This is a genomic window from Shewanella litorisediminis (assembly GCF_016834455.1).
In the GTDB taxonomy this organism is placed as follows: Bacteria; Pseudomonadota; Gammaproteobacteria; order Enterobacterales; family Shewanellaceae; genus Shewanella; species Shewanella litorisediminis.
Genome location: NZ_CP069213.1, coordinates 2,253,487 through 2,278,256 on the forward strand (window position 1 = coordinate 2,253,487; position 24,770 = coordinate 2,278,256).

At 52.4% G+C, this 24,770-nt stretch carries 23 protein-coding genes; 13 read left to right on the plus strand and 10 right to left on the minus strand.

Going from position 1 to position 24,770, the window contains the following annotated elements:
• Nucleotides 1-15: 15 nt before the first annotated feature.
• From JQC75_RS09745 to dapA, 4 genes are all read right to left on the minus strand, one after another.
• Complete coding sequence (locus JQC75_RS09745) at nt 16-3,120, minus strand: efflux RND transporter permease subunit (protein WP_203323934.1); 3,105 nt, start codon at nt 3,118-3,120, stop codon at nt 16-18.
• On the minus strand, nt 3,117-4,202 hold the full coding sequence (locus JQC75_RS09750; protein ID WP_203323935.1) for an efflux RND transporter periplasmic adaptor subunit: 1,086 nt from the start codon (nt 4,200-4,202) through the stop codon (nt 3,117-3,119). Before JQC75_RS09750 ends, JQC75_RS09745 begins: the two co-directional genes overlap by 4 nt.
• A gap of 385 nt (nt 4,203-4,587) precedes the next feature.
• Nucleotides 4,588-5,652, minus strand: a complete 1,065-nt coding sequence (gene bamC / locus JQC75_RS09755) for an outer membrane protein assembly factor BamC (protein ID WP_203327190.1) — start codon at nt 5,650-5,652, stop codon at nt 4,588-4,590.
• 42 nt (nt 5,653-5,694) lie between these two features.
• Nucleotides 5,695-6,576: a 4-hydroxy-tetrahydrodipicolinate synthase gene (gene dapA / locus JQC75_RS09760; RefSeq protein ID WP_203323936.1), complete on the minus strand. Its 882-nt coding sequence runs from the start codon at nt 6,574-6,576 to the stop codon at nt 5,695-5,697.
• A gap of 172 nt (nt 6,577-6,748) precedes the next feature.
• Between dapA and JQC75_RS09765 the strand changes: the two genes are divergently transcribed.
• Together JQC75_RS09765 and bcp are read left to right on the plus strand one after the other, a co-directional pair.
• On the plus strand, nt 6,749-7,276 hold the full coding sequence (locus tag JQC75_RS09765) for a glycine cleavage system transcriptional repressor (RefSeq protein WP_203323937.1): 528 nt from the start codon (nt 6,749-6,751) through the stop codon (nt 7,274-7,276).
• A gap of 26 nt (nt 7,277-7,302) precedes the next feature.
• Nucleotides 7,303-7,767: a thioredoxin-dependent thiol peroxidase gene (gene bcp, locus JQC75_RS09770; RefSeq protein WP_203323938.1), complete on the plus strand. Its 465-nt coding sequence runs from the start codon at nt 7,303-7,305 to the stop codon at nt 7,765-7,767.
• Between the two features lie 82 nt (nt 7,768-7,849).
• Here bcp and JQC75_RS09775 read toward each other — a convergent pair whose 3' ends face one another.
• Both JQC75_RS09775 and JQC75_RS09780 read right to left on the minus strand, forming a co-directional pair.
• Nucleotides 7,850-8,968, minus strand: a complete 1,119-nt coding sequence (locus tag JQC75_RS09775) for an AI-2E family transporter (protein ID WP_203323939.1) — start codon at nt 8,966-8,968, stop codon at nt 7,850-7,852.
• Between the two features lie 44 nt (nt 8,969-9,012).
• Nucleotides 9,013-9,243 carry a sulfurtransferase TusA family protein gene (locus tag JQC75_RS09780; RefSeq protein WP_203323940.1) on the minus strand — a complete coding sequence of 77 codons (231 nt, stop codon included), beginning with the start codon at nt 9,241-9,243 and terminating at the stop codon, nt 9,013-9,015.
• A 103-nt stretch (nt 9,244-9,346) separates the two neighbouring features.
• Here JQC75_RS09780 and bepA point away from each other — a divergent pair, with 103 nt between their 5' ends.
• The 3 genes from bepA (at nt 9,347) to JQC75_RS09795 (ending at nt 11,648) form a co-directional block, all read left to right on the plus strand.
• The gene (gene bepA, locus JQC75_RS09785) at nt 9,347-10,816 is read left to right on the plus strand and encodes a beta-barrel assembly-enhancing protease (protein ID WP_380798283.1); all 1,470 of its coding nucleotides are present in this window, start codon (nt 9,347-9,349) and stop codon (nt 10,814-10,816) included.
• 92 nt (nt 10,817-10,908) lie between these two features.
• Complete coding sequence (arsC, locus tag JQC75_RS09790) at nt 10,909-11,259, plus strand: arsenate reductase (glutaredoxin) (RefSeq protein WP_203323942.1); 351 nt, start codon at nt 10,909-10,911, stop codon at nt 11,257-11,259.
• An 8-nt stretch (nt 11,260-11,267) separates the two neighbouring features.
• Complete coding sequence (locus tag JQC75_RS09795; protein WP_203323943.1) at nt 11,268-11,648, plus strand: DUF2069 domain-containing protein; 381 nt, start codon at nt 11,268-11,270, stop codon at nt 11,646-11,648.
• Nucleotides 11,649-11,798: 150 nt separating this feature from the next.
• Here JQC75_RS09795 and hda read toward each other — a convergent pair whose 3' ends face one another.
• A complete protein-coding gene (hda, locus tag JQC75_RS09800; protein ID WP_203323944.1) occupies nt 11,799-12,509 on the minus strand; it encodes a DnaA inactivator Hda in 711 nt (236 codons plus the stop codon).
• 87 nt (nt 12,510-12,596) lie between these two features.
• On the minus strand, nt 12,597-13,748 hold the full coding sequence (locus tag JQC75_RS09805) for a DUF2066 domain-containing protein (RefSeq protein WP_203323945.1): 1,152 nt from the start codon (nt 13,746-13,748) through the stop codon (nt 12,597-12,599).
• On the opposite strand from JQC75_RS09805, the gene JQC75_RS09810 reads away from it, so the two are divergent.
• Entirely contained in the window at nt 13,747-13,920 is a 174-nt protein-coding gene (locus tag JQC75_RS09810; RefSeq protein WP_203323946.1) for a hypothetical protein, read from the plus strand. The two genes, JQC75_RS09805 and JQC75_RS09810, sit on opposite strands and share 2 nt — an antisense overlap.
• Nucleotides 13,921-13,956: 36 nt before the next feature.
• On the plus strand, nt 13,957-15,186 hold the full coding sequence (locus JQC75_RS09815) for a uracil-xanthine permease family protein (protein WP_203323947.1): 1,230 nt from the start codon (nt 13,957-13,959) through the stop codon (nt 15,184-15,186).
• A gap of 100 nt (nt 15,187-15,286) precedes the next feature.
• Here the strand turns inward: JQC75_RS09815 and grxD are convergent, their stop codons facing one another.
• The gene (gene grxD, locus JQC75_RS09820; RefSeq protein ID WP_011760032.1) at nt 15,287-15,619 is read right to left on the minus strand and encodes a Grx4 family monothiol glutaredoxin; all 333 of its coding nucleotides are present in this window, start codon (nt 15,617-15,619) and stop codon (nt 15,287-15,289) included.
• 242 nt (nt 15,620-15,861) lie between these two features.
• On the opposite strand from grxD, the gene sodB reads away from it, so the two are divergent.
• The 4 genes from sodB to JQC75_RS09840 all read left to right on the plus strand — a co-directional run bounded on the left by sodB (nt 15,862) and on the right by JQC75_RS09840 (nt 21,490).
• Nucleotides 15,862-16,446 (plus strand): superoxide dismutase [Fe], encoded by a 585-nt coding sequence (sodB, locus tag JQC75_RS09825; protein WP_203323948.1) that lies wholly within the window; start codon nt 15,862-15,864, stop codon nt 16,444-16,446.
• A 253-nt stretch (nt 16,447-16,699) separates the two neighbouring features.
• Nucleotides 16,700-18,634 (plus strand): PrkA family serine protein kinase, encoded by a 1,935-nt coding sequence (locus tag JQC75_RS09830; protein ID WP_203323949.1) that lies wholly within the window; start codon nt 16,700-16,702, stop codon nt 18,632-18,634.
• 51 nt (nt 18,635-18,685) lie between these two features.
• A complete protein-coding gene (locus JQC75_RS09835) occupies nt 18,686-19,957 on the plus strand; it encodes a YeaH/YhbH family protein (RefSeq protein WP_203323950.1) in 1,272 nt (423 codons plus the stop codon).
• A 9-nt stretch (nt 19,958-19,966) separates the two neighbouring features.
• Nucleotides 19,967-21,490, plus strand: coding sequence for a SpoVR family protein (locus JQC75_RS09840; protein ID WP_203323951.1), 1,524 nt, complete (start codon nt 19,967-19,969; stop codon nt 21,488-21,490).
• 43 nt (nt 21,491-21,533) lie between these two features.
• Here the strand turns inward: JQC75_RS09840 and fadR are convergent, their stop codons facing one another.
• Complete coding sequence (gene fadR, locus JQC75_RS09845) at nt 21,534-22,256, minus strand: fatty acid metabolism transcriptional regulator FadR (RefSeq protein WP_203323952.1); 723 nt, start codon at nt 22,254-22,256, stop codon at nt 21,534-21,536.
• 309 nt (nt 22,257-22,565) lie between these two features.
• Between fadR and nhaB the strand changes: the two genes are divergently transcribed.
• Complete coding sequence (nhaB, locus tag JQC75_RS09850; RefSeq protein ID WP_203323953.1) at nt 22,566-24,152, plus strand: sodium/proton antiporter NhaB; 1,587 nt, start codon at nt 22,566-22,568, stop codon at nt 24,150-24,152.
• Between the two features lie 100 nt (nt 24,153-24,252).
• On the plus strand, nt 24,253-24,762 hold the full coding sequence (gene dsbB / locus JQC75_RS09855; protein ID WP_203323954.1) for a disulfide bond formation protein DsbB: 510 nt from the start codon (nt 24,253-24,255) through the stop codon (nt 24,760-24,762).
• Nucleotides 24,763-24,770 lie beyond the last annotated feature (8 nt).

Genomic DNA, 24,770 nt, shown 5'->3' on the forward strand with positions numbered 1-24,770 from the left:
TCAGTGCTTATAAGCTCAGTGTTTGGCTTTGCCCGCAAGCTCAGCTTCCAGCTTTTGCGCCACCGCATCGGGCGAGCCCGAATGTCTGGCAAAGAGGGCGTAAGCTGTTGGAATGACCATCAGGGTAAAGATGGTGGCCAGTATGATGCCAGACAGCACCACCACACCTATCACAAAGCGGGTTTCAGCACCGGCGCCCTGTGCCATCACCAGTGGCACAGCACCGGCAGCCGTGGTAATACCCGTCATCAGAATAGGTCTTAAGCGCTGGGTGGATGCGGTCAGCAGTGCCTCGATAAAATCAACGCCCCTGTCACGCAGCTGGTTGGCAAACTCTACGATAAGAATGCCGTTTTTCGCCGCAAGGCCCACCAACATGATAATACCTATCTGGCTGTAAATATTGATGGTTTGCCCAGTGAGCCACAGGCCTATCAAGGCGCCGAGGGTCGCGAGCGGTACTGTGAGCATAATCACCGCCGGGTGAATATAACTCTCAAACTGAGCGGCCAACACCAGGAATACCACGCCGAGGGCCAGCACAAACACAAAGTACATGGAGTTGCCGGACTCCTGATAGTCAAGGGACTGGCCCTTGTAGCTCACTACCGCCTCGGCAGGCAGATAAGTGCGTACTATGTCGTTCAGGTAATCCAGCGCCTCACCCAGGCTATAGCCATCCGCGAGGTTGGCTTCGATGGTGATGGCCCGCATACGGTTATAGCGGTTCAGACTGGAAGCGTCGGCAAACTCCTCCACATGCACCAGGTTCGAAAGCGGAATAAGCTCGCGGCTTCTCTCTGAGCGAACATAGATGTTCGACAGATCCTGCGCCGTATTCTGCTTTGCCCTGTCGCCTTCGATGATGACGTCATACTCTTCACCGTCACGCATAAAGGTCGTCACCAGGCGCGACCCCAGCATGGACTCCAGCGTACGGCCGATGTGGGAGATGGATACGCCCAGATCGGCGGCTCTGTCCCGGTCAATAACTACACGGAACTGCGGTTTGGTTTCCTTGTAGTCGTGATCCAGCGCCAGCAGTTTGGGGTTTTCCGCGGCCTTGGCCAACAGAATATCCCGCCACTGGGCGAGCTCCTCATAGCTTGGGCCACCAAGCACAAACTGCACGGGTTTACCCACACCGCGGCCAAAACCCTGACGCATGATGGGAAATGCCTGCACACCGGCCAGATCAGCGAGCTTACCGCGTATGTCGTTCATAATTTCGAAGGCATTACGGCGTGTTGACCAATCCTCAAGCACGATAATGGCCATACCATTGGAGAAATCAGCAGAACGTCCAAAACCACGGGGAGCACGAATAAGCAAACGCTTGATTTCGCCACTTTCAACCATGGGCATCAGGCGCTCCTCCACTTCGTTCATGTACTTTTCAATGTACTCGTAGCTCGCGCCCTGAGGACCATTGACCATGAGGAACATGGAGCCCCTGTCTTCACGGGGAGCAAACTCCTGGGGCACCTTTTGCATCATCCACACACTGAGCCCGAGGGCAGCAATGACGGTGAGGCTCACGGCCAGTGGATGGCGAATGGTGCGCTCAAGGGAGCTGCGATAGGTGTGTTCGAGCCAGTCCATGCCCTTATCAACTTTTTTCACCAACCAGGAGCTTTCACTGGTCGGGCGCAGCAGCTTGGAGCACATCATGGGGCTCAGGCTCAGTGCCACCAGACTGGAGAACATCACCGCGGCGCTCATGGTCACCGCAAACTCCTTAAAGAGCTTGCCCAAATCGCCTTCGAGGAAGGTGATCGGCATAAACACCGCCACCAGCACCAGGGTGGTCGCCACCACGGCAAAGGCCACTTCGCGGGCACCGAGGAATGATGCAACCAGCGGGCTTTCACCTTCTTCGATACGGCGGTGAATGTTTTCCAGCATCACAATGGCATCGTCCACCACCATACCGATGGCAAGGATCATCGCCAGCAGCGTCAACAGGTTGATGGTGTAGCCAAGGGTATAAAGTACGATAAAGGTTCCCAGCAGTGACACAGGTACAGTAACCGCAGGGATAAGCATGGCGTGAACACTGCCAAGAAACAGGTAAATCACAAGGATAACCAGGATCATAGCAATCATCAGGGTGGTGTATACCTCTTTAATGGAGGCTTCGATAAACACCGAGCTGTCGTAGCTGCGCTTGATTTCCATGCCAGGTGGCAGGGTCGGATTAATTTGGTCGACCAGCTTGTTAACCGCTCTTGCCACCTCGAGGGTGTTGGCGGTGGACTGCTTGGTCACCCCAAGGCCAATCATGGACTCGCGGTTGCCGCGGAACATGATGCGCTCTTCCTCTGAGCCCAACTCAATCGTGGCCACATCACCCAGTTTTACCAGATAGCCGTCATCGCCCTGTGCCAAGACCAGATTGGCAAAGTCTTCCGAGGTTCTGAAGGTACGTTCGAGACGCACGGTAAAGTGGCGTTCTTTGGACTCAACCGAGCCTGCCGGCAGCTCCACGTTTTCTGAGCGCAGTTTGGACTCGATATCGGCGACAGTCAGATTCCGCGCCGCCAGCGCCTGACGGTCAACCCAAATTCGCAGCGCATACACCTTGCCGCCGCCGAGGCGCAGCATGGCCACCCCATCCACCGCCGAGAATCGGTCGGCCAGATAGCGGTTGGCATAATCGGTGAGCTCCAGGGTGTTCATGCTGTCCGACACCAGGTTGAGCCACATGATCACTTCATCGCCGCCGTTGGCTTTACGGATCTCCGGTGGGTCAGCCTCTTCGGGCAAGTTGTTGAGCATGCTCGAAACCCGGTCCCGGATATCGTTGGCGGCCGCTTCGATGTCGCGGTTGATGTTAAATTCCAGGGTCACGGACGAACGACCGTCACTGGAAGATGAACTGATGTGGCGAATGCCCTCTACCCCGCTGACGCGGTCTTCCACCAACTGGGTAATGCGGCTTTCCACAACAGAGGCACTGGCGCCGCGGTAATTGGTTTCGATGGACACCACGGGTGGGTCGATATGGGGGTATTCCCGCAGTGGCAACTTGTCAAAGGCCACCAGACCAAAGGCAATCAGCAATAAGCTTATGACCGAGGCGAATACCGGGCGTTTAACAGAGAGATCTGTCAGGATCATGCAGCGTTCTCCTCATCGGAGGTCACGGATGCACTGAAGTGTTCTTTAAGCTCGGGTGTAACCTTGTCGCCGGGGCGTACCTTGAGGATCCCGCGGATCATGATGGTTTCCCCCAGATTCAATCCATCGACAATCTCAGCCCAGCCGCGCTTGCGAAGGCCCAGGGTCACTTCACGACGTTCCACCTTGTTGTCGGCATCCACCATGTACACATAGTGACGGTTTTGCAGGGGAATAATCGCCGATTCCGGCACCATAATGGCCTCACGACTGGTTTTGATGAGGCGGATTTTCATCAGCATCCCCGGCAGCAACTTGGCGTCCGGGTTAGGGATTTCGGCGCGCACAGTGACCGCGCGGGTAGAAGGATTCACCCGGCTGTCGATGGATGTCACCTTACCGGTAAAAAGCTGCCCCTCGTAGGCTACGGCCTGAGCTTCAACCGCCTTGCCGGGGTGCAGCTGAGGTAAAAAACGCTCTGGAACAGCAAAGTCCAGCTTGATGGTGGAAATATCATCCAGGGTTGTGACGGCGGTGCCGGGCGTTACCAGCGCGCCGGGACTGACCTGACGAAGTCCAAGACGGCCGGCAAAGGGCGCTGTGATGGCGCGGTCACGCAGTGCGGACTCGGCCTGCTCCAGCTCGGCGCGGCTGGTATCTATCAGGGTTTGCAGCCGATCGCGCTCAAGTTCGGCCACCGTTTGGCTGGTCACCAGCGAGCGGATACGGTCAAATTCGCGCTGATTATCAGTCACTTTCACTTTGGCTACCTGCACCCGGGCGCGCTGCTCGGCATCCTGAAGCTGCACCAATAACTGTCCCTGGCGGACGATATCGCCATCGCTGAAATTCACCTTGATGGCAACATCGGTAACCTTGGCAGTAATGGTGACGGACTCATTGGCGTGGGTTGTGCCAAGGGCTTCAACCTCATCACGTACTTCCTGAGTGGCTACCTTGGTCACGACGACATTGGGCACAGGGCGAGGACGAACGGGCCCGCTTGTGGACTCATCCAGAGAATACAGATACCAGGCACCCGCACCCCCAATAAGGGCTAAAAGAAAAGCTAACTTTTTCATGTGACTTCCGAAGTTCTGGCTGTGTTATCGTTATCGCCCACCAACAGGCAGGCGCCGGTTTTCCGGTTAGAGGCTAGTTTACCTGCGAGCAACCGGGCTTCAACACGTTTTACTTTTCCTTACAAAATACGCTTTTATGACACTTTTGGTTCAAAAGTACGTCGTGCGGTGCCATCTGGCTACTGAAGTGACTTGTGCTTGATGGGAAGGTGACTTCAGAGTATCACCCTGCAGCATAGCCAGAGACAAGCCAAATGACCACGGCAGCGGGAAACCTGTATAACCCCAATAAAAAAGAGGCCTTATGGCCTCTTTTTCATCCGCTGCGTTAAACGCAACCTGACTGATACAACCTGGATTGCCAAGCTGAATTACACATGGCTTATCAGCGGACTTTCCTGTCTTCTTTCATCAGTTCGGCAAGCGCGCGGTAAATCTGAGCGACTTTTTCGTCGGCAAGTGGGCTGTCTTCCTTATCGAGGATATGCAGCTCGCTGGTGCCCTTGGTTTCACCGTCTTTTAACTTGAGCTTATAAGTACCCTTATCGAGCTCGAGTTTGGCATCGCCCCACAGCGAACTCCAGAATCCGGAATTGTCGTTGTAGTTCAGGAAGTAAATTCCTTTACTGCTATCCATATCGGCAATTTCAAAGCCCATTTCGGGCAGCACCAGACGCAGACGACTCCATACCTGGTTAAAATCACCCTGGGCCAAATAGAAGGCATCACCCTCTTCAGCACCATCCATCAGCTCTACACCAATGCCCAGACTTTCGCGAAGGCGCTTGGCCTTGATAGCCTGCTCACGTTTCACCGCCATGTAGGCGATGGAGCTGTTAAGCATATCGATGGTGTAGCGACGCTTGTCATGACCGGACAAGGCCGTCTGCAGCTCATCACCGTCATAGCTTTCCTGATGGTCAATCAGGTTGATGCTGACAGAACCGGTGCGGCCATGTGGGCGAACTTCAACCTGGTAGCGATAACGCTGCTTCAGGGTAAAGACCTTATCTGAACCCCAGAGACTGGACTCCAGTACTTCCTGAGTTTCAATCCAGCCGGTTTCCAACGTGCCGGTAGCAAAGTCTTCGTTAACGATTTCAATGTTACGGCTTTGCAGGTGATCTTTAATCAGACCAAAAATTTCCTGCTTCAGATCCAGGCTGTTGTCGAACGACTCAACAATGACCTTTACGTTGTCTGAACCTTCTTCCACCCGGGTGCCTTCTGCCATTGGCAGAACCTGCAGGGGTGGGCGAATGTCGAGGTTTTTGCCAACCAATTCGCGATTGGCCTTGGCACCCAGATTGGGAATATCGTATTCGCGGCTATAGTTGGGGGACTTGAGTCCTTCGGGCACCTTCAGCGGCGCCATGGTTTGTGCGTTCACATACTCATCATTCCCATTGGCCTGACGGCGCTCCATTGGCGTGGTACAACCTGCCGCCATGGCAACGAGAACGAATGGGGTAATTTGTTTCAACTTCAAGACTTAGACCTCCAGTCCAGCTTTTTTCATGGCATCGAGCAATAGACCATGGCAGGACTCAGAAAGTTCAGTCAGTGGTAAACGAATAAAACCCTCCTTGATGAGTCCCATACGATGGGCAGCCCATTTCACCGGGATAGGGTTGGCTTCGCAAAAGAGAGTGCTGTATAGACCACGCATAGGTTCGTCGGCTACAAGCGAGCCTTCGATATCACCGGCCAGCGCCAGCGCGCACATCTTTTTGAATTGGGCGGGCACTATGTTGTTGGCAACCGAAATCACGCCATCACCACCGGCCAGCAAAAATTCACGGGCAGTGGCATCATCGCCGCTGTACAGCAAAAAGTCGGGGCCACACAGCTCGCGAAGGCGAGCAACGCGGCTGACATCACCGGTGGCTTCTTTAATGCCGATGATGTTGGCCACATCGCAAAGCTCTGCCACGGTTTCAGGTTTCATATCCAGCGCAGTACGGCCGGGCACGTTATACAGAATTTGTGGGATGTCAGTGGCAGCAGCCACGGCTTTGTAGTGGGCAACCAGACCTTTGGGCGTGGGTTTGTTGTAGTAAGGCGTCACGCCGAGCATGGCCGCAACACCGGTTGCAGACAACCCCCGGGTCAGTTCAATCGCCTCGGCAGTGGCATTGGCGCCGTTGCCACCAATAACCGGAATACGGCCTTTGGCATACTCAACGGTTTTGGCCACCACATTGATGTGCTCTTTCATGGGCAGAGTGGCCGATTCGCCTGTGGTCCCCACGGCCACAATGGCATCGGTGCCATTGGCGATATGAAACTCGACTAAACTCTCAAGACTTGCAAAATCCACTGAGCCATCACTGTTCATAGGCGTGATTAAGGCTACGATGCTTCCATTTATCATCTGACTTCCCCAAGGTTGCAGGATTCGCTATGGTACTGACCCCTATGGCGATTGACAAGCCATTTACAGGGCTCTCAAAAGGATTTGTTTGTGGTAGCATTGGCGCGCGTCAAAACCACTGCCGATGTGGTTAAAAAGACGCCAAAACAACGACACAAAAAGAGGAACCTACATGACCAATTACCTGGTCGTCACCGCCATGGGATCCGATCGTCCCGGTATCGTCAGCAAGCTCGCCCGTCTGGCCAGTGACTGCGACTGTGATATCGTCGACAGCCGTATGGCGCTTTTCGGCAATGAATTCACCTTGATCATGATGGTGTCAGGCTCCTGGACCGCTATCACCAAGATTGAAACCGCCCTGCCCCAATTGTCGGTGGAAATGGAACTGCTGACCGTGATGAAGCGCACTTCGCGCCACACCCCGCAAAATTATGTGTCGCGGATTGAGGTAGAGTTCCACGGAAAAGATCAGCGCGGTACCATGAAGCGTATTACCCAATTTTTGGCCGACCGCTCTCTGGATTTGGCAGCCGTGCGCTCAAACGCCGAGGAAACTGAAGCCGGAGACTCCATCCAGCACGTGTTCCTCGCCATCAATATTCCTGAAAAAGTTGAACTGGATAAGCTTGAAAAGAGTATTCATGAACTGGCAAGCGAGATGTCGCTGGCATGCCAGATCAAAAGAATGCAAAGCTAACCCGGTGTTAACCAAAAGGACGACCAATGAATACCTTGAAAGCAGGCGATAAGGCCCCGCACTTTACTTTGCCCAATCAAAACGGCGAGATGATTTCCCTGGCAGAGTGCCTCAAAACCGGCCCTGTGCTGGTGTATTTTTATCCCAAGGCGCTGACACCGGGCTGTACCGACCAGGCCTGTGGTCTGCGCGACAGCAAGCCGCAGCTGGATGCCAAGGGCGTCACTGTGTTTGGCATCAGCCCCGATCCCGTGGCCAAACTGAAAAAGTTTGAAGAAAAGCACGGCCTGAATTTCCATTTGCTGTCTGACGAAGACCACGCCGTGGCCGATGCCTTTGGTGTCTGGGGCGAGAAGAAGTTCATGGGCAAGGTGTATGACGGCATTCACCGCTTGAGCTTTATCGTTGGCACCGATGGCACCATCAGCCAGGATCTGACCAAGTTCAAAACCAAGACCCACCACGAAACTGTGCTGGAAGCCCTTGGCTGAGCCAACTGGTGATAAAATAAAGACATTAAAAAAGGCCCTGATGGGCCTTTTTTAATATTATGCAACGCATACATCTGCCAGCTTATTCGCTGACGGCTTTATCGGGTATGCCGCTACCTGCGCTGCTGTCACCATCTGATTTATCCACCGGATGATTGCGTGGCCAGACGTTGACCACCGCTTTGACCAAAGAGGCCAAAGGAATGGCAAAAAACACGCCCCAAAAGCCCCATAGTCCACCAAAGACCAACACGGCAGCGATAATGATAACCGGGTGCAGGTCCACCGCATCAGAGAACAGCAGCGGTACCAGCACGTTGCCATCCAGCGCCTGAATAATGCCGTAGCCCAGCATCAGATAACCAAATTCCGGTGAGAATCCCCACTGAAAAAAGCCAACCAGCGCAATGGGCAGGGTCACCAGGGTGGCACCCACGTAGGGGATCAGCACAGACAAACCGGTCAGCACGCCCAGCAGCGCTGAGTATCTTAGCCCCATCAAGGCAAAGAACACGTAGCTCACGGCGCCAACAATAATGATCTCAATCACCTTGCCACGGATATAGTTGAAAATCTGCTGGTTCATCTCGCCCCACACTTTGCGGGCAAGTTCGCGGTTTGTAGGGAAAAATCGTTTACTGCCGCGGATAAGCTCTTCCTTGTCTTTCAGAAAGAAAAACACCAGCAGCGGGACCAAAATGGTGTACACCATCAGCACCAGCAGCGATGCCGAGAAGCCCAAAATCTGCTTGCCAATATCGAGCAGATGCTGAGTATCGAGCATGCGCTTAAGCTCGGTTTCCATGGCAATCACCTGGTCTGCACTCACATACTGAGGGTATTTCTGGGTCAGCTCCTGAAGGTAGCCCATGCCCTTATCCAGCATGGCGGGCAGCTCGGTCAAGAGCGACATGCCCTGCTTCCAGAGACTCGGAACCAAACCAAACACCATCAAAAGCACGATGCCGGCAAAGAGCACCAACATCAGTGAAGCGCCGGTGGTGCGGTTTACACCAATGCGTGACATTTGGGCCACCGGCCACTCGAGCAAAAAGGCCAATACCAGCGCCACCAACAAGGGCGCCAGCAAACCACCGGCAAAATAAATCAGTGCCCAGAGGCCAATAAGAATAAACAGCAGGGTCACTGCCTGGGGGTCACTGAACTTGTCCTTGTACCAGCGAGTCACGAATTCGAGCATTGGGGCTCCTTACAGATAAGATCGCTATGGTTACTGAATATGGGTTACTGAGTATGGGGCACTTGGCTGATAAGAAGTTTAAGGCAAGCGTTATCGTCCTGGGTACGCTGCACCCCGTAGCCCTGTTTTTCCAAAAATGCGGGAACATCACGGCGGGATGCATTGTCCAATAAAGCAACTTCAAGTGTTTCACCGGCCGGTAATTTTTTTAACGCCAGCTTCACCTGCACCAGAGGCACAGGACATCGAAATGCTGTTAAATCGATAAAAACCATAATGAACTTGCCTTCGCTAAACCGGGGCTATTATCCTTGCTTGCACGCTAAACCACAAGCGACTTGCCCAAGGCCGGACACCAACACAGGGATCTTCAACCTCTTGCGTAATTTGACACTTTCCAGAATGACAAAGACACTCGCTGCGGCGGGTTTATCCATACTGCTCACCTTACCTGCGGCCAAGAGTTTTGCGAACAACGATTTGCCTGATCTTGGCACTGCGGCAGTTAACACCTTCAGTCTGGAAAAGGAAATGATCTACGGGGACGCCTATATGCGGGTGATCCGCTCGTCGGCGCCGCTGTTGAACGACCCGGTACTGAGCCAATACCTTACAGAACTTGGCAACAAGCTCGTCGCTAACGCCACCGGTGTAAAAACCCCTTTTTACTTTTTCTTGCTGCGTAACGACGAAATCAACGCCTTCGCGTTTTTCGGTGGCCACGTGGGCGTGCATACGGGGCTGTTTTTAAATGCCGATACCGAGAGTGAACTTGCATCGGTACTGGCACACGAAATCACCCACGTCACACAGCGCCACCTGGCGCGCTCGCTGGAAGCCCAGCAAAAAGCCGGCCCCGCGACTATTGCCGGTCTTCTGGGCGCCATTTTGCTCACCATTGCCGCGCCCCAGGCCGGTATGGCGGCGCTCGCCACCACTCAGGCGCTCGCTACTCAGTCCAAAATCAACTACACCCGCCAACATGAAAAGGAAGCCGATCGTATCGGCATGCAAATTCTGGTGGATGCCGGATTCGACCCCGAAGCGGCGGCAGATTTTTTCGGTAAGATAGCCAGCCGTTACCGCTTCACCACCAAGCCGCCGCAAATGCTGCTCACTCACCCCTTGCCTGAATCGCGCATCAGTGAAGCCCGTACCCGGGCGACCCAATACCCCCACAGGTATGTGCCAGACAGTTTGAACTACCATCTGGCCCGTGCCAGGGTGCAGGTCAGGTTCTCCAGTTACAGTGAAGAAGCCGCGCTGAATCTGTTTGAGAAACAGCTGTCACGCCACAGTTATGCCATTGAGAGCGCAGCCCTTTATGGCAAGGCTCTGGCGCTGTTTCGCCTTAAACGCTTCGAGGAATCTGAAGCCATCATCGACAAACTGCTTGCCCGCGATGACAACAACCTGTTTTATCTCGATACCAAAACCGATTTGCTCGCCGAGCGCAAAGATTTCCAGTCTGCCATCACGCTGCTGGAAGCCAAACGCAAACTTAAACCCACCTCTCAGGTGATCAACGCCAATCTTGCCAATGTGTATATCGAAGCCGATGAGAGCCCAAAGGCGATTCCACTGCTGGAAGACATGGTATTTCTCGACAGGCAAAATCCTCTGCCCTACCAGTTGATGACCCAGGCCTACCGAAAAGACGGCAATAAGGCGCTGGAGCACTTTGCCACCGCCGAAACGCTGGCGCTCGCGGCAGACTACAAGGGCGCAGTGGATCAGCTTAACTTCGCCTACCGCTACACCAAGGATGATGCGTTGCAACTGGCGCGAATCGAAGCCCGCATTCGCCAGTTTAAAGACGCCGAAAAAGCCCTGGACGAACTCAAGTAGCCGGGTTGTTCAACAGGCTCCGCCGCTGACGGGGCCTGTTTTTTTTGATATCATCTGCGCCAATTTTTATGGCATAAAAATCGGAACCCGTAATGACAAAAGCCGTTATTTTGCATAATCCACGCTGCTCAAAAAGCCGCGAAACCCTGGCGCTGCTCGGTGAACAAGGTGTTGAGATTGAAGTGGTGGAATACCTTAAAGACACGCCGGATGCCGCCGAAATTGCCCGCATCTTATCTCTGCTCGGCATGGGGGCACGGGAACTGATGCGCACCAAGGAAGATGAATACAAGGCCCTTGGGTTGGATAACCCGGATTTGGATGAGGCCGCGTTAATCGACGCCATGGTCGCCCATCCAAAACTGATTGAGCGCCCTGTGGTGCTGGCCAATGGCAAGGCTGCCATCGGCAGACCACCCGCCAACGTACTAGAAATCCTTTGAGGTGTCGTGTGCTGTCAAACACCGCGTTACTGTTAACAATCAACCGTGTGGGGTATCTCGCCCTGCTGCTGGTTATGGCCTTCTGGTTTGTGCTTGGCCCCAACAGCCGGGAATATTCCCTCATCTTTAACCTGCTGTGGCTGGTACCCCTGCTGCTTCCGCTCCCCGGGTTGATGAAGGGCAATCCCTACACCCATGCCTGGGCAAGCTTTGTCCTCTGCCTGTATCTGCTGCACGCGCTGACGCTGGTGTATATCGCCGGCGACTGGCTGTGGTTCGCCTGCCTCGAACTCGCCCTCTTGGTGCTTCTGTCAGTCACTTTCCCGTTTTACGCCCGCCATCGCGGCCGTGAACTGGGCCTTGGGCTCAAGAAAAAGTCGAAGGAATAATGTTGCATTGAGCAGATGAGTGAATCTCCAATAAACAAAAAGCGCTGCCATGGCAGCGCTTTTTTATGAACAAAACTGACTGTTAAATCTATTTATATTCAATGCAATAAATACTTTCATGCTATAAACCATGAAGTAGCCATGAAAAAATCAGAGCCTCAGCATCTCTTTCACAAAGGGTATGGTCAGCTTGCGTTGATGCACCATGGATGCCTTGTCCAAGCGGTCCAGCACATCAAACAGCGTACGTAAATCTCTCGCCATACGATTGAGCAGAAAACGCCCCACGTCCTCCGGCAGTTGCAGTCCGCGCATGGCCGCACGGCGCTGCAGTGCCGCGAGCTTCTCATCGTCCATCATTGGCTGCAACTGGTAGGTCAGCCCCCAATGCATTCTGGACACCAGATCCGGCAGCACAAAACCTGCCTCCATGGGCGAGGCACTGGCACTGACTATCAAACTGCCACGTTTTTGCTCCGCCACCCGGTTATAGAGATCGAATATCGCCTCTTCCCACAGGGGATGACCAGCTACCGCGTCCACATCATCGATACAGATGAGGTCAAACTGCTCAAGCCCCTCCAACAAGGCGGTGGAGATACTGGCATGAATACCCAGGGGAATATAAAAGCTGCGACGCTCCAGCTCATTGGCCCTGGCACAGGCGGCATGAATAAGATGGGTGCGTCCCGATTTGACCGGTCCCCACAGATAAATAGCCTGAACCCCGTCGCCACCTGCCGCCGATTTCAGCGCGCCGATAAGCTCGTCATTACCCGCCGCAGGGTAATAACTGGTGAACGTCTCATCATCTGGCAAATGTACAGGCAGGGACAACTGCAATGGGGGATGTTGTGTCACTCGGTTACTTCTCAATCTATCTTGTGGCACCTGAAGAAAAACGGCGCCAGTGTATCATGGACGCCGTTAAATTCCGAGCCGGACGGCTTACTGGCCCCGCCATTGGTAGCGGTTTGGCTGCGCCGGAACACCGGGCACTTCCAGAATCTCCCCGGGCTGCACCGCGGTGGCGAAAGGGTCCACAATAACGCCACCCTGTTGAGTGCCTTGTTCGGCTCCGCCAAGGGGCTGCAGCCGCGGCTCCAGGGCCAGGGTGCGTCTGAGTTCATCCTCGCTGCCAAAGAGTGCCAAAGCAAAACGCAGTGAGTCCCCTTCGATACTGACCAAACGGGCAGATTTAACCATGGAGAGCTGGCCTAAGTAGGTCTCTATATCCACCACCGCTTTAAGGCTACCCACACCGGTAAACACCAGCTCGGTTTCACTTTCCTGACTGGTTCCGGTAACCGCGTATCGGGAGACATAAAAGGAGCTCATACCGGACAGGATCGCGCTGATGGCGCTGTCCAGACTCTCGGCGCTGCCCTCAACCTGATTAACAGATTGAAGCGGTGTTGTGATATCGGTTTGAGCTTGCCGCGGATAAAGCGCCAAGCGATATTCGAAGCCGGTGCCCGCCGCTTCCAGGGTGGCCAGAGCAAAAAAGTCCGATTGATAACGGCGTGAAGCCAGTGCCACTTCGTCAGCAAAAAAACCTCTGACGGAATTGATATTGGCCGCCATCATGTCGTCCAAATCCAGCAGCGGAAACAATAGCGGTACGCCTGCCTGTGCGCTGGCATCATTAAACTGGCTGCGAAGAGCCAAATCTGATTGGTCGCCCAGCAGCACCTTCTCACCATCACCGTCGGTGGCAAGCCACAACAGGGTCAGCGGGCGCTGTTTACCCCACACTGGCAACTGAGCACTGCGAAGGGTGGAGGTCACCCGGGCGCTATCGAAGCTGGCCCGAACGTACAGGCGGCCATTGTTTTCAACATAGCCATATTGGCTGAGGGCCGAGCGGGCCTGTGCTATCAGTGACTGAACCTGGGGATTGGCCAGTGTTTCAGTACTGCCACTGTTTTTGACCAACACCTTGGCCATGGCATCTTTGATAGCTTGTTCAAGCTCTTCACTGCTTCTTGAATTAACTGGTACATCGGCTTCGTTCAGCCGACTGACCTGCACCGCCTCAGCGCTGATATGCCCAAACAGCAGTCCCAGTCCTAATGCAACTTTGAGAAAGGATTTCATCATGAAAAATGGTCTGTTCCCAACAATGATTGAGCGGCAGTGTAACATACTTACAGCACGGCAACACAGCGACAAAATGATGGAGCCGGACCTGAAATTGTCCAATTTTGTCCTTGTACGCCAAGGAGTTCACAAAAAAGCGATCCTGACTTATCAAAATGCCAACAACTGGTAGAATGGGAAGATTTTTAACCCTACAGGATATAACAAAATGAATAGACTCCTGCTTCCCCTGCAGGGCGCACAGATGTTATTTGTGGCCTTTGGGGCACTGGTGTTGATGCCGCTGTTGACGGGCTTGGATACCAGTGTTGCGCTCTTCACCGCCGGTATAGGCACCTTGTTGTTTCAGCTTATCACCCGCCGTCAGGTACCGATATTCCTCGCATCTTCCTTCGCCTTTATCGCTCCCATCATGTACTCAGTGCAAATGTGGGGCGTGGCCGCAACCATGGGAGGACTGGTGGCAGCCGGGTGCGTGTATCTGGTGCTGTCCACGCTGGTAAAACTCAGAGGGGTTGGCTTTATTCATCGCCTGTTACCCCCCGTGGTTGTGGGCCCAGTGATCATTATCATCGGCTTGGGCCTTGCCCCCGTGGCGGTGAATATGGCGCTCGGTAAAAGTGGTGATGGCAGCCTGGTACTGGTTGAAGGAAACACCGCCCTTATCATCTCGTTGCTATCCCTTATCACCACAGTACTGGTTGCCGTGCTGGCAAAAGGCTTACTTAAACTGATGCCCATCCTTGCCGGTATTTTGGTGGGTTATGTGGCCAGCCTGTTCTTTGGCGTGGTGAGCTTTGATGCCATGACCAACGCGCCCTGGTTTGCCATGCCGAGTTTTACCACACCGGAATTCCATTGGCAGGCTATTCTCTTTATGATCCCGGTGGCCATTGCCCCTGCCGTAGAGCACATAGGCGACATATTGGCTATCTCCAATGTCACCCGTAAAGACTTTATGAAAGACCCCGGTCTGCACCGTACACTCGCAGGCGACGGCGTTGCTACCATTGCCGCTGCGGCCTTTGGCGGCCCGCCAAATACCACCTACTCAGAGGTAACGGGTGCGGTTACTTTAACCCGCAACTTTGACCCCAAAATCATGACCTGGGCCGCGGTAGTCGCCATTCTGCTTGCCTTTGTTGGCAAACTGGGCGCCCTGATGCAAACCATACCTGTACCTGTGATGGGTGGCATCATGTGCTTGCTGTTTGGCTCTATTGCCTCAGTGGGTCTGAACACCCTTATTCGCAATCAGGTAAACCTGGCCTGCCCGCGCAACCTGGCCATTGTGGGTGTGACCCTGGTATTCGGCATCGGCGGTATGGCCTTTGGTATTGGCTCATTCAGCCTCACCGGCATCAGTCTGTGCGGTATTGTGGCGATTTTGATGAATCTGGTGTTGCCACCTTCAGCGCCTGAACCAGAAAGCCCATGATTGGTGAAACTCAGTGTGCGGGAGTTCGGCCGCACTGAATAAGAGTCACAAAAAAGCCCCGCTTGGCGGGGCTTTTCGTACAAGGCCAAAAACCTGAAGCTTATTCTTCAGTTTTGTATTTGGCGGCCACTTCTTTAATGAGCGGCTGCAGTTCGCCTTTCTGGAACATCTCGGTCAGGATGTCACAACCGCCAATCAGCTCGCCTTCGACCCACAGCTGTGGGAAAGTTGGCCAGTTGGCATACTTGGGCAGCTCAGCACGGATATCCGGATGTTGCAGGATGTCCACATAGGCAAACTGCTCACCGATGTTAATCATCATCTCAGCAACGCGGGCAGAGAAACCACAGCTTGGCAGCTTTGGAGAACCCTTCATGTAGACAATGATTGGGTTTTCAGCAATTTGCTGCTTGATTCTTTCTACTGTTTCCATTTTGATTCCTGACTTGGCATCCCCATTGGGGCATTGATGTCTCACACGTGGCCTTTATTGTACGTCAGTGGACGCCGGAACAAAATCCCACAGTTTATAAGGTTATGTCATTATTTGATTTTTCGATGAGCACTATCGGCCGAAAACCCCAAAGAATGATTCACATCACAGATTTTCCGAGTACAATATTGGCCAGTGAGCAAGAACGTGAAAAACGTATAATCGTCCATGGAGAGATACTAATGGCTTTCGAATTACCCCCGCTGCCATACGCAAAGAACGCACTGGAACCCCATATTTCCCAGGAAACCATCGAGTACCACTACGGCAAGCACCACAACACCTACGTGGTTAAGCTGAACGGCCTGATCCCAGGTACCGAGTTCGAAGGCAAGACCCTGGAAGAGATCGTAAAGACCTCCACCGGTGGTGTGTTCAACAACGCTGCTCAGGTTTGGAACCACACCTTCTACTGGAACTGTCTGGCCCCTAACGGCGGTGGCGCAGCCACTGGCCCGGTTGCCGATGCTATCAACGCCGCTTTCGGTTCTTTCGAAGAATTCAAAGCCAAGTTCACCGACGCTGCGGTAAACAACTTCGGTAGCGCCTGGACCTGGTTGGTTAAAAAGGCTGACGGCACCGTTGCCATTGTAAACACCAGCAACGCCGCTACGCCGCTGACCGATGATTCTGTTACCCCAATCCTGACCGTGGATGTGTGGGAACACGCTTATTACATCGATTATCGCAACGTGCGTCCTGACTACCTGGCCCACTTCTGGGAACTGGTAAACTGGGACTTCGTAAACCAGAACTTCGCTGGTTAATACAAGCCTTTGCCTTAATGAAAAGGAGCCTTGATGGCTCCTTTTTTGTTGTGATTTTTCCTTATCGAATCGCCCTACATCCCCTATTACCTCGAATCAACGCACTTGCAACTGTTGCTTTTGCAACTATTTATCATTGTTTTTTCAGGATTTTTTTGACACAGCTCAAGATTTTGTGTCTAAGATTACAGGTAGGGAGCAAAATCAAATCACCGCTCCTTGCATCACATCAATGGCGTTTCAGGGGGTTATCATGGGCATCTTTGAACATTACCAACAGCGCTATGAAAAGAAACTCGAAGAAGAATATACATTGCAAGAGTTTCTTGAAATCTGTAAGCAGGATAAAAGCGCATACGCTACCGCAGCCGAACGTTTACTGTTGGCTATAGGTGAGCCCGAACTTATCGACACTTCAAAAAATTCAGTATTGAGCCGGATCTTCTCAAACCGGCTGATTTCTCGCTATCCGGCCTTCAAAGACTTTTTCGGCATGGAAGACGCCATAGAGCAGATAGTGGCTTACCTTAAACACTCTGCCCAAGGGCTTGAAGAATCCAAGCAGATCCTCTATTTGCTGGGCCCCGTGGGAGGCGGTAAATCTTCTCTGGCAGAAAAACTCAAGGCGCTGATGCAAAAAGTGCCTGTGTATATGCTCAGTGCCGACGGCGTGCGCAGTCCGGTGAACGATCACCCATTTTGCCTGTTCGATGCCGACGAAGACGGCAAGCTGTTGCAGGAAGAATACGATATTCCCACCCGTTACCTGCGCACCATCATGTCCCCTTGGGCCGTTAAACGCCTGCACGATTTTGGTGGCGATATCAGTCGCTTTAAAGTCGTCAAAGTTTTCCCGTCTGTACTTGATCAAATCGCCGTGGCAAAAACCGAACCCGGTGATGAAAACAACCAGGATATTTCTTCGCTGGTGGGGAAAGTGGATATCCGCCAGTTGGAACACTTCGCTCAAAACGATGCTGACGCCTATTCATACTCTGGCGCCCTGTGTCGTGCAAATCAGGGGTTAATGGAGTTTGTAGAGATGTTCAAGGCGCCAATCAAGGTGCTGCACCCTCTGCTTACTGCCACTCAGGAAGGGAACTACAACGGTACCGAAGGACTGTCGGCCCTGCCTTTCAGTGGCATTATTCTCGCACACTCCAATGAGTCCGAATGGTCAAGCTTCAAGAACAACAAAAACAACGAAGCCTTTCTCGACAGGGTTTATATCGTCAAGGTGCCCTACTGTCTGCGGGTATCGGAAGAAATTCAAATCTACAAAAAGCTGATTATCAATTCAGAGTTGTCCGAAGCGCCCTGTGCCCCCGGCACCCTGGAAACACTGGCTCAGTTCAGCGTCCTTTCGCGGCTTAAAGTCCCTGAAAACTCTTCCATTTACTCCAAAATGCGGGTCTATGATGGCGAGAGCCTCAAGGATACGGATCCCAAGGCCAAGTCTTATCAGGAGTACCGAGATTACGCGGGTGTCGACGAAGGCATGAACGGACTGTCAACCCGCTTTGCCTTTAAAATCCTCTCCAAGGTCTTTAACTTTGACCATACCGAAATTGCAGCCAACCCAGTGCATCTCTTCTATGTTTTGGAACGGCAAATTGAGGCCGAGCAGTTCCCCGGTGAAACCGCAGAGCGCTACCTTGAGTTCCTCAAAGGGTATCTCATCCCCAAGTACGTAGAATTTATTGGTAAAGAAATTCAGACTGCTTATTTGGAGTCTTACTCAGAGTACGGTCAAAACATTTTCGACCGTTATGTCACCTATGCCGACTTCTGGATCCAGGATCAGGAATACCGGGATCCCGAAACCGGTCAGCTGTTTGACCGCTCGGCCCTCAATGCGGAACTTGAGAAAATCGAAAAGCCCGCCGGGATCTCCAATCCCAAAGATTTCCGCAATGAAATCGTTAACTTCGTACTGCGGGCCCGTGCCAACAACGAAGGTAAAAACCCCACCTGGACCAGCTATGAAAAACTCAGAACTGTCATCGAGAAGAAGATGTTCTCCAACACAGAAGATCTGTTGCCGGTGATTTCATTCAATGCCAAAACCTCCACCGATGACCAACGTAAACACGATGACTTTGTCAATCGCATGATGGAAAAAGGCTACACCAAGAAACAAGTACGTCTGTTGTCTGAGTGGTATCTGCGAGTTCGTAAATCGTCTTGATGCCGAGGCTCGCCTGCTTGCAGGCGAGCCGCTGGATTTGGGGAGGTGCGTATGGCGAACTTTATCGACAGGCGGCTCAATGCCAAGGGTAAGAGTACCGTTAACCGTCAGCGTTTTATTAACAGATACAAAAAGCAGATAAAAAAGGCGGTCAGTGATGCGGTCACACGCCGCAGCGTGACCGATGTAGACAAGGGTGAGCAAATCAGTATTCCCACCCGGGATATCTCAGAGCCCATGTTTCATCAGGGACGGGGCGGCTACCGTGAACGTGTCCACCCGGGTAATGATCAGTTTACCCGCGGTGACCGGATAGATAGACCCCCTCAGGGAGGTAGCGGCCAGGGCAGTGGTCAGGGCGATGCCTCTGATTCCGGCGAAGGGCAGGACGATTTTGTATTCCAGATCTCCAAAGATGAATATCTGGAACTGCTGTTTGAGGATTTGGAGCTTCCCAATCTGCAGCGTAATCGATTGAATAAATTGGTCGAGTATCAAGTTCAAAGAGCGGGTTACACCAATGATGGTGTACCGGCCAATATCAGTATTGTGCGTTCACTGCGCTCATCCCTCGCCCGCCGGACTGCCATGACAGCAGCAAAGAAACGGCACCTTAAAACACTTGAAGCTGAACTTGAGGAGCTTGAAAACACCCCGGGCGCCAACGCAGACCGCATCCTGGCCCTTAAAACCGAGATAGAGGCCCTTCGCAAAAAAATCGATGCCGTGCCCTTTATTGACACCTTCGATCTTAGATACAACAACTTTACCAAGCGGGAAGTACCCTCCAGCCAGGCGGTCATGTTCTGCCTAATGGACGTATCCGGCTCCATGGATCAGGCCACAAAGGATATGGCCAAGCGCTTTTATATCCTGCTGTATCTCTTTCTCACCCGTACCTATAAAAACCTGGAAGTGGTGTACATACGTCACCATACCCAGGCCAAAGAGGTGGACGAACACGAGTTTTTCTATTCTCAGGAAACCGGCGGCACTATCGTTTCCAGTGCCCTCAAATTGATGGTCGATATTCAAAAAGAACGTTACCCGGCAGATGAATGGAACATCTATGCAGCCCAGGCCTCGGATGGCGATAATTGGGCCGATGATTCCCCCACCTGCAGGCAAATTCTGGAGAAACAAATACTGCCAACAGTGCGCTACTTCAGCTACATAGAAATCACCAACCGCGCCCATCAAACCCTGTGGCGCGAATATGACTCCCTCAGACAACTATTTGACAACATGGCCGTACAGCACATTCGCCAGGCAGAAGATATCTATCCTGTGTTCCGAGAGCTGTTCAAGAAGCAGGCGGTATAAGGGGGCTTTATGGGGAAACGCAAACCTTTAAGCGACGGACCGGATTGGACCTTTGAGTTGTTGGAAGAATACCAAAGTGAAATTGAACGCGTAGCCGCGCACTACCGGCTCAGCACTTATCCCAATCAAATAGAGGTGATCACTGCTGAGCAGATGATGGACGCCTATGCGGGCATCGGCATGCCCATAGGCTATACCCACTGGTCATTTGGCAAACGTTTTATTCAAACAGAACAAAGCTATAAGCGCGGCCAGATGGGCCTCGCCTATGAAATCGTCATCAACTCCAACCCTTGCATTGCTTACCTGATGGAGGAAAACACCATTACCATGCAGGCCCTGGTAATGGCCCACGCCTGTTATGGCCATAACAGTTTTTTTAAAGGCAATTACCTGTTCAAAACCTGGACCGATGCCAGCTCCATTATTGACTATCTGGTCTTTGCCAAAAATTACATCGCTGAGTGTGAACTGCGCAACGGTGTGGATGCCGTTGAAAATGTGCTCGATTCTTGCCATGCGTTAATGAATTACGGTGTTGACCGCTATAAACGGCCATCAGAAATTTCATTCCGTGAAGAAAAAGCACGCCAGAAAGAGCGTGAAGAATACCTGCAAAGTCAGGTGAATGACCTTTGGCGCACCATTCCGGTCAGCCAGGTCGAAAAAGTCCAGCCCAAAAAACGTTTTCCCGCTGAGCCCCAGGAAAACATTCTCTATTTCATTGAGAAGCACGCGCCACTGCTTGAGCCATGGCAAAGGGAAATCGTACGCATTGTCCGCAAGATGGGGCAATATTTTTACCCCCAAAAGCAAACCCAGGTAATGAATGAGGGCTGGGCCACCTTCTGGCATTACACCATACTTAATCACCTCTACGATGAGGGGCTGGTTACCGACCGCTTTATGTTGGAGTTTTTACAAAGCCACACCGGCGTCGTCGCACAGCCTGCCTACAATAGCCGCTACTACTCGGGCATCAATCCCTATGCACTGGGGTTTAACATGTTCAGTGACATTCGCAGAATATGCGAAAATCCCACCGATGAAGACAAAGCCTGGTTCCCTGAGATTGCGGGCAGCAATTGGCTCGATACCCTGCACTTTGCCATGGAGAACTTTAAAGATGAGAGTTTTATCAGTCAGTATCTGTCACCGGCGATGATCAGGCAGTTTAAACTCTTTGGCATTGTGGATGACGAGCGCAAAAACTATCTCTCTATTTCGGCCATTCATGACGAGATTGGCTACCGGGAGATCCGTAATATGATGTCGCAGCAATACAACCTGTCCAATCTCGAGCCCAATATTCAGGTGCACAGGGTCGAATTGATGGGCGATCGCTCGATGACCCTGCGGTATGTGCCTTTCCACAATATTCCACTGGCTGATGATCATAAAGAGGTGTTAAAGCACCTTCACCGCCTGTGGGGCTTTACCGTGGTGCTTGAACAGGAAGAAAGTGATGGCACCATAAAAGAACTGGCGCGCTGTCCCCCAAGGGATGAAGAGGGTCACTCGGTCAAAATATAAAAAAACGCAGCCAGAAGGCTGCGTTTTTTTGCCATTACATGCATTAACCGTGGGGATCCTGATTAATATCTGCTGGCATGGCATCTTTAAGCTTTTGCCACATTTTGCCGCTGTTAATGCCATAGCTTCGCATCAGCGCCGGTACTTCACCGTAGGCGTGCCGCTTGGCCAGCTTTTCAAGCTCGATGTAAAAGTCCATTGCCAACTTTCTGGCCTCTGAGCTTGAAAAATAGTAACGCCCTACCCGGCTATAAAGCCCTTTAAAGCCGTTCAGGATCAGCACATAAAGCGGATTGCCTGACGAAAAGGCCAGAGTGTGATGCAAATCGTAATCAAACTCTGCGTACGCCTCAGCCGAATCTTCCATCCCATGGATCCGCGCAAGAATGTCCACCGCGGTTTCCGGATTATGACGCAGGGCGCCACGGAAATAGATGGCACTGACATTGGTTCGGGCCGATAACAGCTGGTCAACCAATACAGGAAACCCGGCCGGATTCAAATCCGCTATGGTTTCCAGAATATTCAGGCCGGACGTTTCCCAGAAATTGTTTACCCGGGTTGGCTTACCGTGCTGGATGGTGAGCCAACCATCACGTGCCAAACGCTGCAGGACTTCCCTTAATGTGGTACGGGTTACACCGATAAGCTCTGACAGCTCACGCTCGGCAGGAAGTATGGAGCCAGGGGGGAACTTATTTTCCCAAATGGAACGCACTATGTATTTCTCTGCGAAACTCGCAGGACCTTTGGCATTGATTATCATCAGCCCCAATTTCCAGTGGTTTAACCTCGTGTTGGGCACTGATCATACCAGAGCGGCAAAAAATGAAAACCTAAAGCGTGTGCTATTGAACAAGTTGAATTGGCCCAACATCACACTGCTGTTTAAAAAGACATCGAACGGTGTCGTTTATCTGCATTTTTTGTAATTAAGATCAGTTTTTTGCCACCTTCTGTTGTGGTTACCGGATTACTTTAGGTTAAGGTTTAGGCTAGACTGAAGTACGTGTCAGTACCGCTACACCAAACAATAATAAACCTCATTAATTATCAAGCATATGGAGAGGGGAAAATGCCATTGACTCTTGGGCAGTCACTGTTTGCCAACTTTCTGGGTAATTCGCCCAGATGGTACAAGTTCGCGATCCTGTCGTTTTTGGCGATAAATCCGATACTCTTTTACCTGAACCCCTTTATTGCCGGCTGGGTTTTGGTGATCCAATTTATTTTTACCCTGGCCATGGCGCTCAAATGCTATCCCCTGCAGCCTGGTGGTCTGCTGGCCATTGAAGCGGTCATTATCGGTATGACCACACCAACCCAGGTATTGCACGAAATTCAGGCCAACCTGGAAGTACTGCTGCTACTGGTGTTTATGGTGGCTGGCATCTACTTTATGAAACAGCTGCTGCTATACGCCTTCACCAAAATGCTGACCAAGGTACGTTCGAAAATCGTCGTATCCATGTTGTTTTGTATCGCATCGGCGTTTTTGTCAGCCTTCCTCGATGCCCTGACGGTTATCGCCGTGATTATCACTGTCGCTGTGGGTTTCTATTCTATCTACCACAAGGTGGCATCGGGTAAAGACTTCAGCTCAGATCACGACCACACCTCAGAGGCCCCCGAACAGCTCAACGAGAGCGAACTTGAGTCCTTCCGCGGGTTTCTGCGTAACCTCCTGATGCACGCCGGTGTGGGTACTGCCCTCGGTGGTGTGTGCACCATGGTAGGTGAGCCACAAAACCTGATTATCGCAGCCCAGGCAAACTGGCAGTTTGGGGAATTTGCCATTCGCATGTCGCCTGTGACTGTGCCTGTGTTTTTTGCCGGTATCCTGACCTGCTTTGTGGTTGAGAAATTTAAGTGGTTTGGTTACGGTGCCAAGTTGCCGGAAGCCGTACACAAGATCTTGAGCGAATACGACGCATACGAAGATGCCCGCCGCACGCCCAAAGATAAGGTTAAGTTGCTGGTACAGGCTCTGGTTGGGGTTTGGCTGATTGTAGGCCTCGCGTTCCACCTGGCGTCAGTTGGTCTAATTGGTCTGTCGGTAATCATCCTTAACACCGCTTTCAACGGCATTACCGACGAGCATGCGCTGGGTAAGGCCTTCGAGGAAGCCCTGCCTTTTACCGCATTGCTGGCGGTGTTCTTTGCCGTGGTGGGTGTCATTATCGACCAGCAACTGTTTGCGCCTGTGATCCAGTGGGCACTCAGCTACGAAGGCAATGTGCAGCTGGTTATCTTCTACATCGCCAACGGTCTGCTTTCCATGGTCAGTGACAACGTCTTCGTTGGAACTGTGTATATCAACGAAGTGAAAGCCGCACTGCTCAACGGACAAATTACCCGTGATCAGTTTGACCTGCTGGCCGTGGCCATCAACACAGGTACCAACCTGCCTTCTGTGGCGACCCCAAATGGTCAGGCAGCATTCCTGTTTTTGCTGACCTCGGCGCTTGCGCCGCTCATTCGCCTGTCCTACGGCCGAATGGTAATGATGGCGCTGCCTTACACCATAGTTCTGTCTATTGTCGGGATCCTGGCCATTGAATCCGGCTTCCTCACCGATATGACCCAATATTTCTACGACAGCCACCTGATTAACCATCACAGCGCAGCGGAAGCGGCCGGCAATGCGGTAGGTGGACATTAATTCTCTGGATTGACTGAACTTCACTGCTTAAGTAAAGTCAGAAATAGCCCGCACTCTCGTGTGCGGGCTTTTTTATGGACATTCCACTCATGGAGACCCTATGCAAAGCCTGATTTCGTTTGCCCACAGCCGTCTTTCCTGGGGCATTCTCGCCTTAAGCGCTCTCGCTCTGGAATCTGCCGCGCTCTATTTTCAGCACATCATGAAGCTCGATCCCTGCGTCATGTGTATTTATCAGCGAGTGGCCGTATTCGGCCTGCTTGCGGCAGGATTGATTGGCTTAGTGGCACCGGCAAACCGGTTAGTCCGGACCATTGGCGCGCTGCTGTGGGGGATTTCCGCCGCCTGGGGCCTTAAACTTGCGCTTGAGCTGGTTGACATGCAAAACAACCCAAATCCATTCTCGACCTGCTCGTTTTTGCCGGAATTTCCCACTTGGTTGCAATTACATGAGTGGCTGCCCAGCGTATTTATGCCCACCGGCATGTGCAGCGATATTCCCTGGCAGTTCGCCGGAGTCACCATGGGTGAATGGATGATAGTGGCGTTCGCCGTATATCTGCTTGCCTGGGCAGCTTTTATCGTACCGGTACTGAAAAAGTCGGCCTGACAGCCAAC

Coding starts and splice junctions, on each gene's coding strand:
- JQC75_RS09745 (WP_203323934.1), bottom strand. CDS start 3,120: ATGATCCTGACAGATCTCTCTGTTAAACGCCCGGTATTCGCCTCGGTC.
- JQC75_RS09750 (WP_203323935.1), bottom strand. CDS start 4,202: ATGAAAAAGTTAGCTTTTCTTTTAGCCCTTATTGGGGGTGCGGGTGCC.
- bamC (WP_203327190.1), bottom strand. CDS start 5,652: ATGGCGGCAGGTTGTACCACGCCAATGGAGCGCCGTCAGGCCAATGGG.
- dapA (WP_203323936.1), bottom strand. CDS start 6,576: ATGATAAATGGAAGCATCGTAGCCTTAATCACGCCTATGAACAGTGAT.
- JQC75_RS09765 (WP_203323937.1), top strand. CDS start 6,749: ATGACCAATTACCTGGTCGTCACCGCCATGGGATCCGATCGTCCCGGT.
- bcp (WP_203323938.1), top strand. CDS start 7,303: ATGAATACCTTGAAAGCAGGCGATAAGGCCCCGCACTTTACTTTGCCC.
- JQC75_RS09775 (WP_203323939.1), bottom strand. CDS start 8,968: ATGCTCGAATTCGTGACTCGCTGGTACAAGGACAAGTTCAGTGACCCC.
- JQC75_RS09780 (WP_203323940.1), bottom strand. CDS start 9,243: ATGGTTTTTATCGATTTAACAGCATTTCGATGTCCTGTGCCTCTGGTG.
- arsC (WP_203323942.1), top strand. CDS start 10,909: ATGACAAAAGCCGTTATTTTGCATAATCCACGCTGCTCAAAAAGCCGC.
- JQC75_RS09810 (WP_203323946.1), top strand. CDS start 13,747: ATGAAAAATGGTCTGTTCCCAACAATGATTGAGCGGCAGTGTAACATA.
- JQC75_RS09805 (WP_203323945.1), bottom strand. CDS start 13,748: ATGATGAAATCCTTTCTCAAAGTTGCATTAGGACTGGGACTGCTGTTT.
- JQC75_RS09815 (WP_203323947.1), top strand. CDS start 13,957: ATGAATAGACTCCTGCTTCCCCTGCAGGGCGCACAGATGTTATTTGTG.
- grxD (WP_011760032.1), bottom strand. CDS start 15,619: ATGGAAACAGTAGAAAGAATCAAGCAGCAAATTGCTGAAAACCCAATC.
- sodB (WP_203323948.1), top strand. CDS start 15,862: ATGGCTTTCGAATTACCCCCGCTGCCATACGCAAAGAACGCACTGGAA.
- JQC75_RS09830 (WP_203323949.1), top strand. CDS start 16,700: ATGGGCATCTTTGAACATTACCAACAGCGCTATGAAAAGAAACTCGAA.
- JQC75_RS09835 (WP_203323950.1), top strand. CDS start 18,686: ATGGCGAACTTTATCGACAGGCGGCTCAATGCCAAGGGTAAGAGTACC.
- JQC75_RS09840 (WP_203323951.1), top strand. CDS start 19,967: ATGGGGAAACGCAAACCTTTAAGCGACGGACCGGATTGGACCTTTGAG.
- fadR (WP_203323952.1), bottom strand. CDS start 22,256: ATGATAATCAATGCCAAAGGTCCTGCGAGTTTCGCAGAGAAATACATA.
- nhaB (WP_203323953.1), top strand. CDS start 22,566: ATGCCATTGACTCTTGGGCAGTCACTGTTTGCCAACTTTCTGGGTAAT.
- dsbB (WP_203323954.1), top strand. CDS start 24,253: ATGCAAAGCCTGATTTCGTTTGCCCACAGCCGTCTTTCCTGGGGCATT.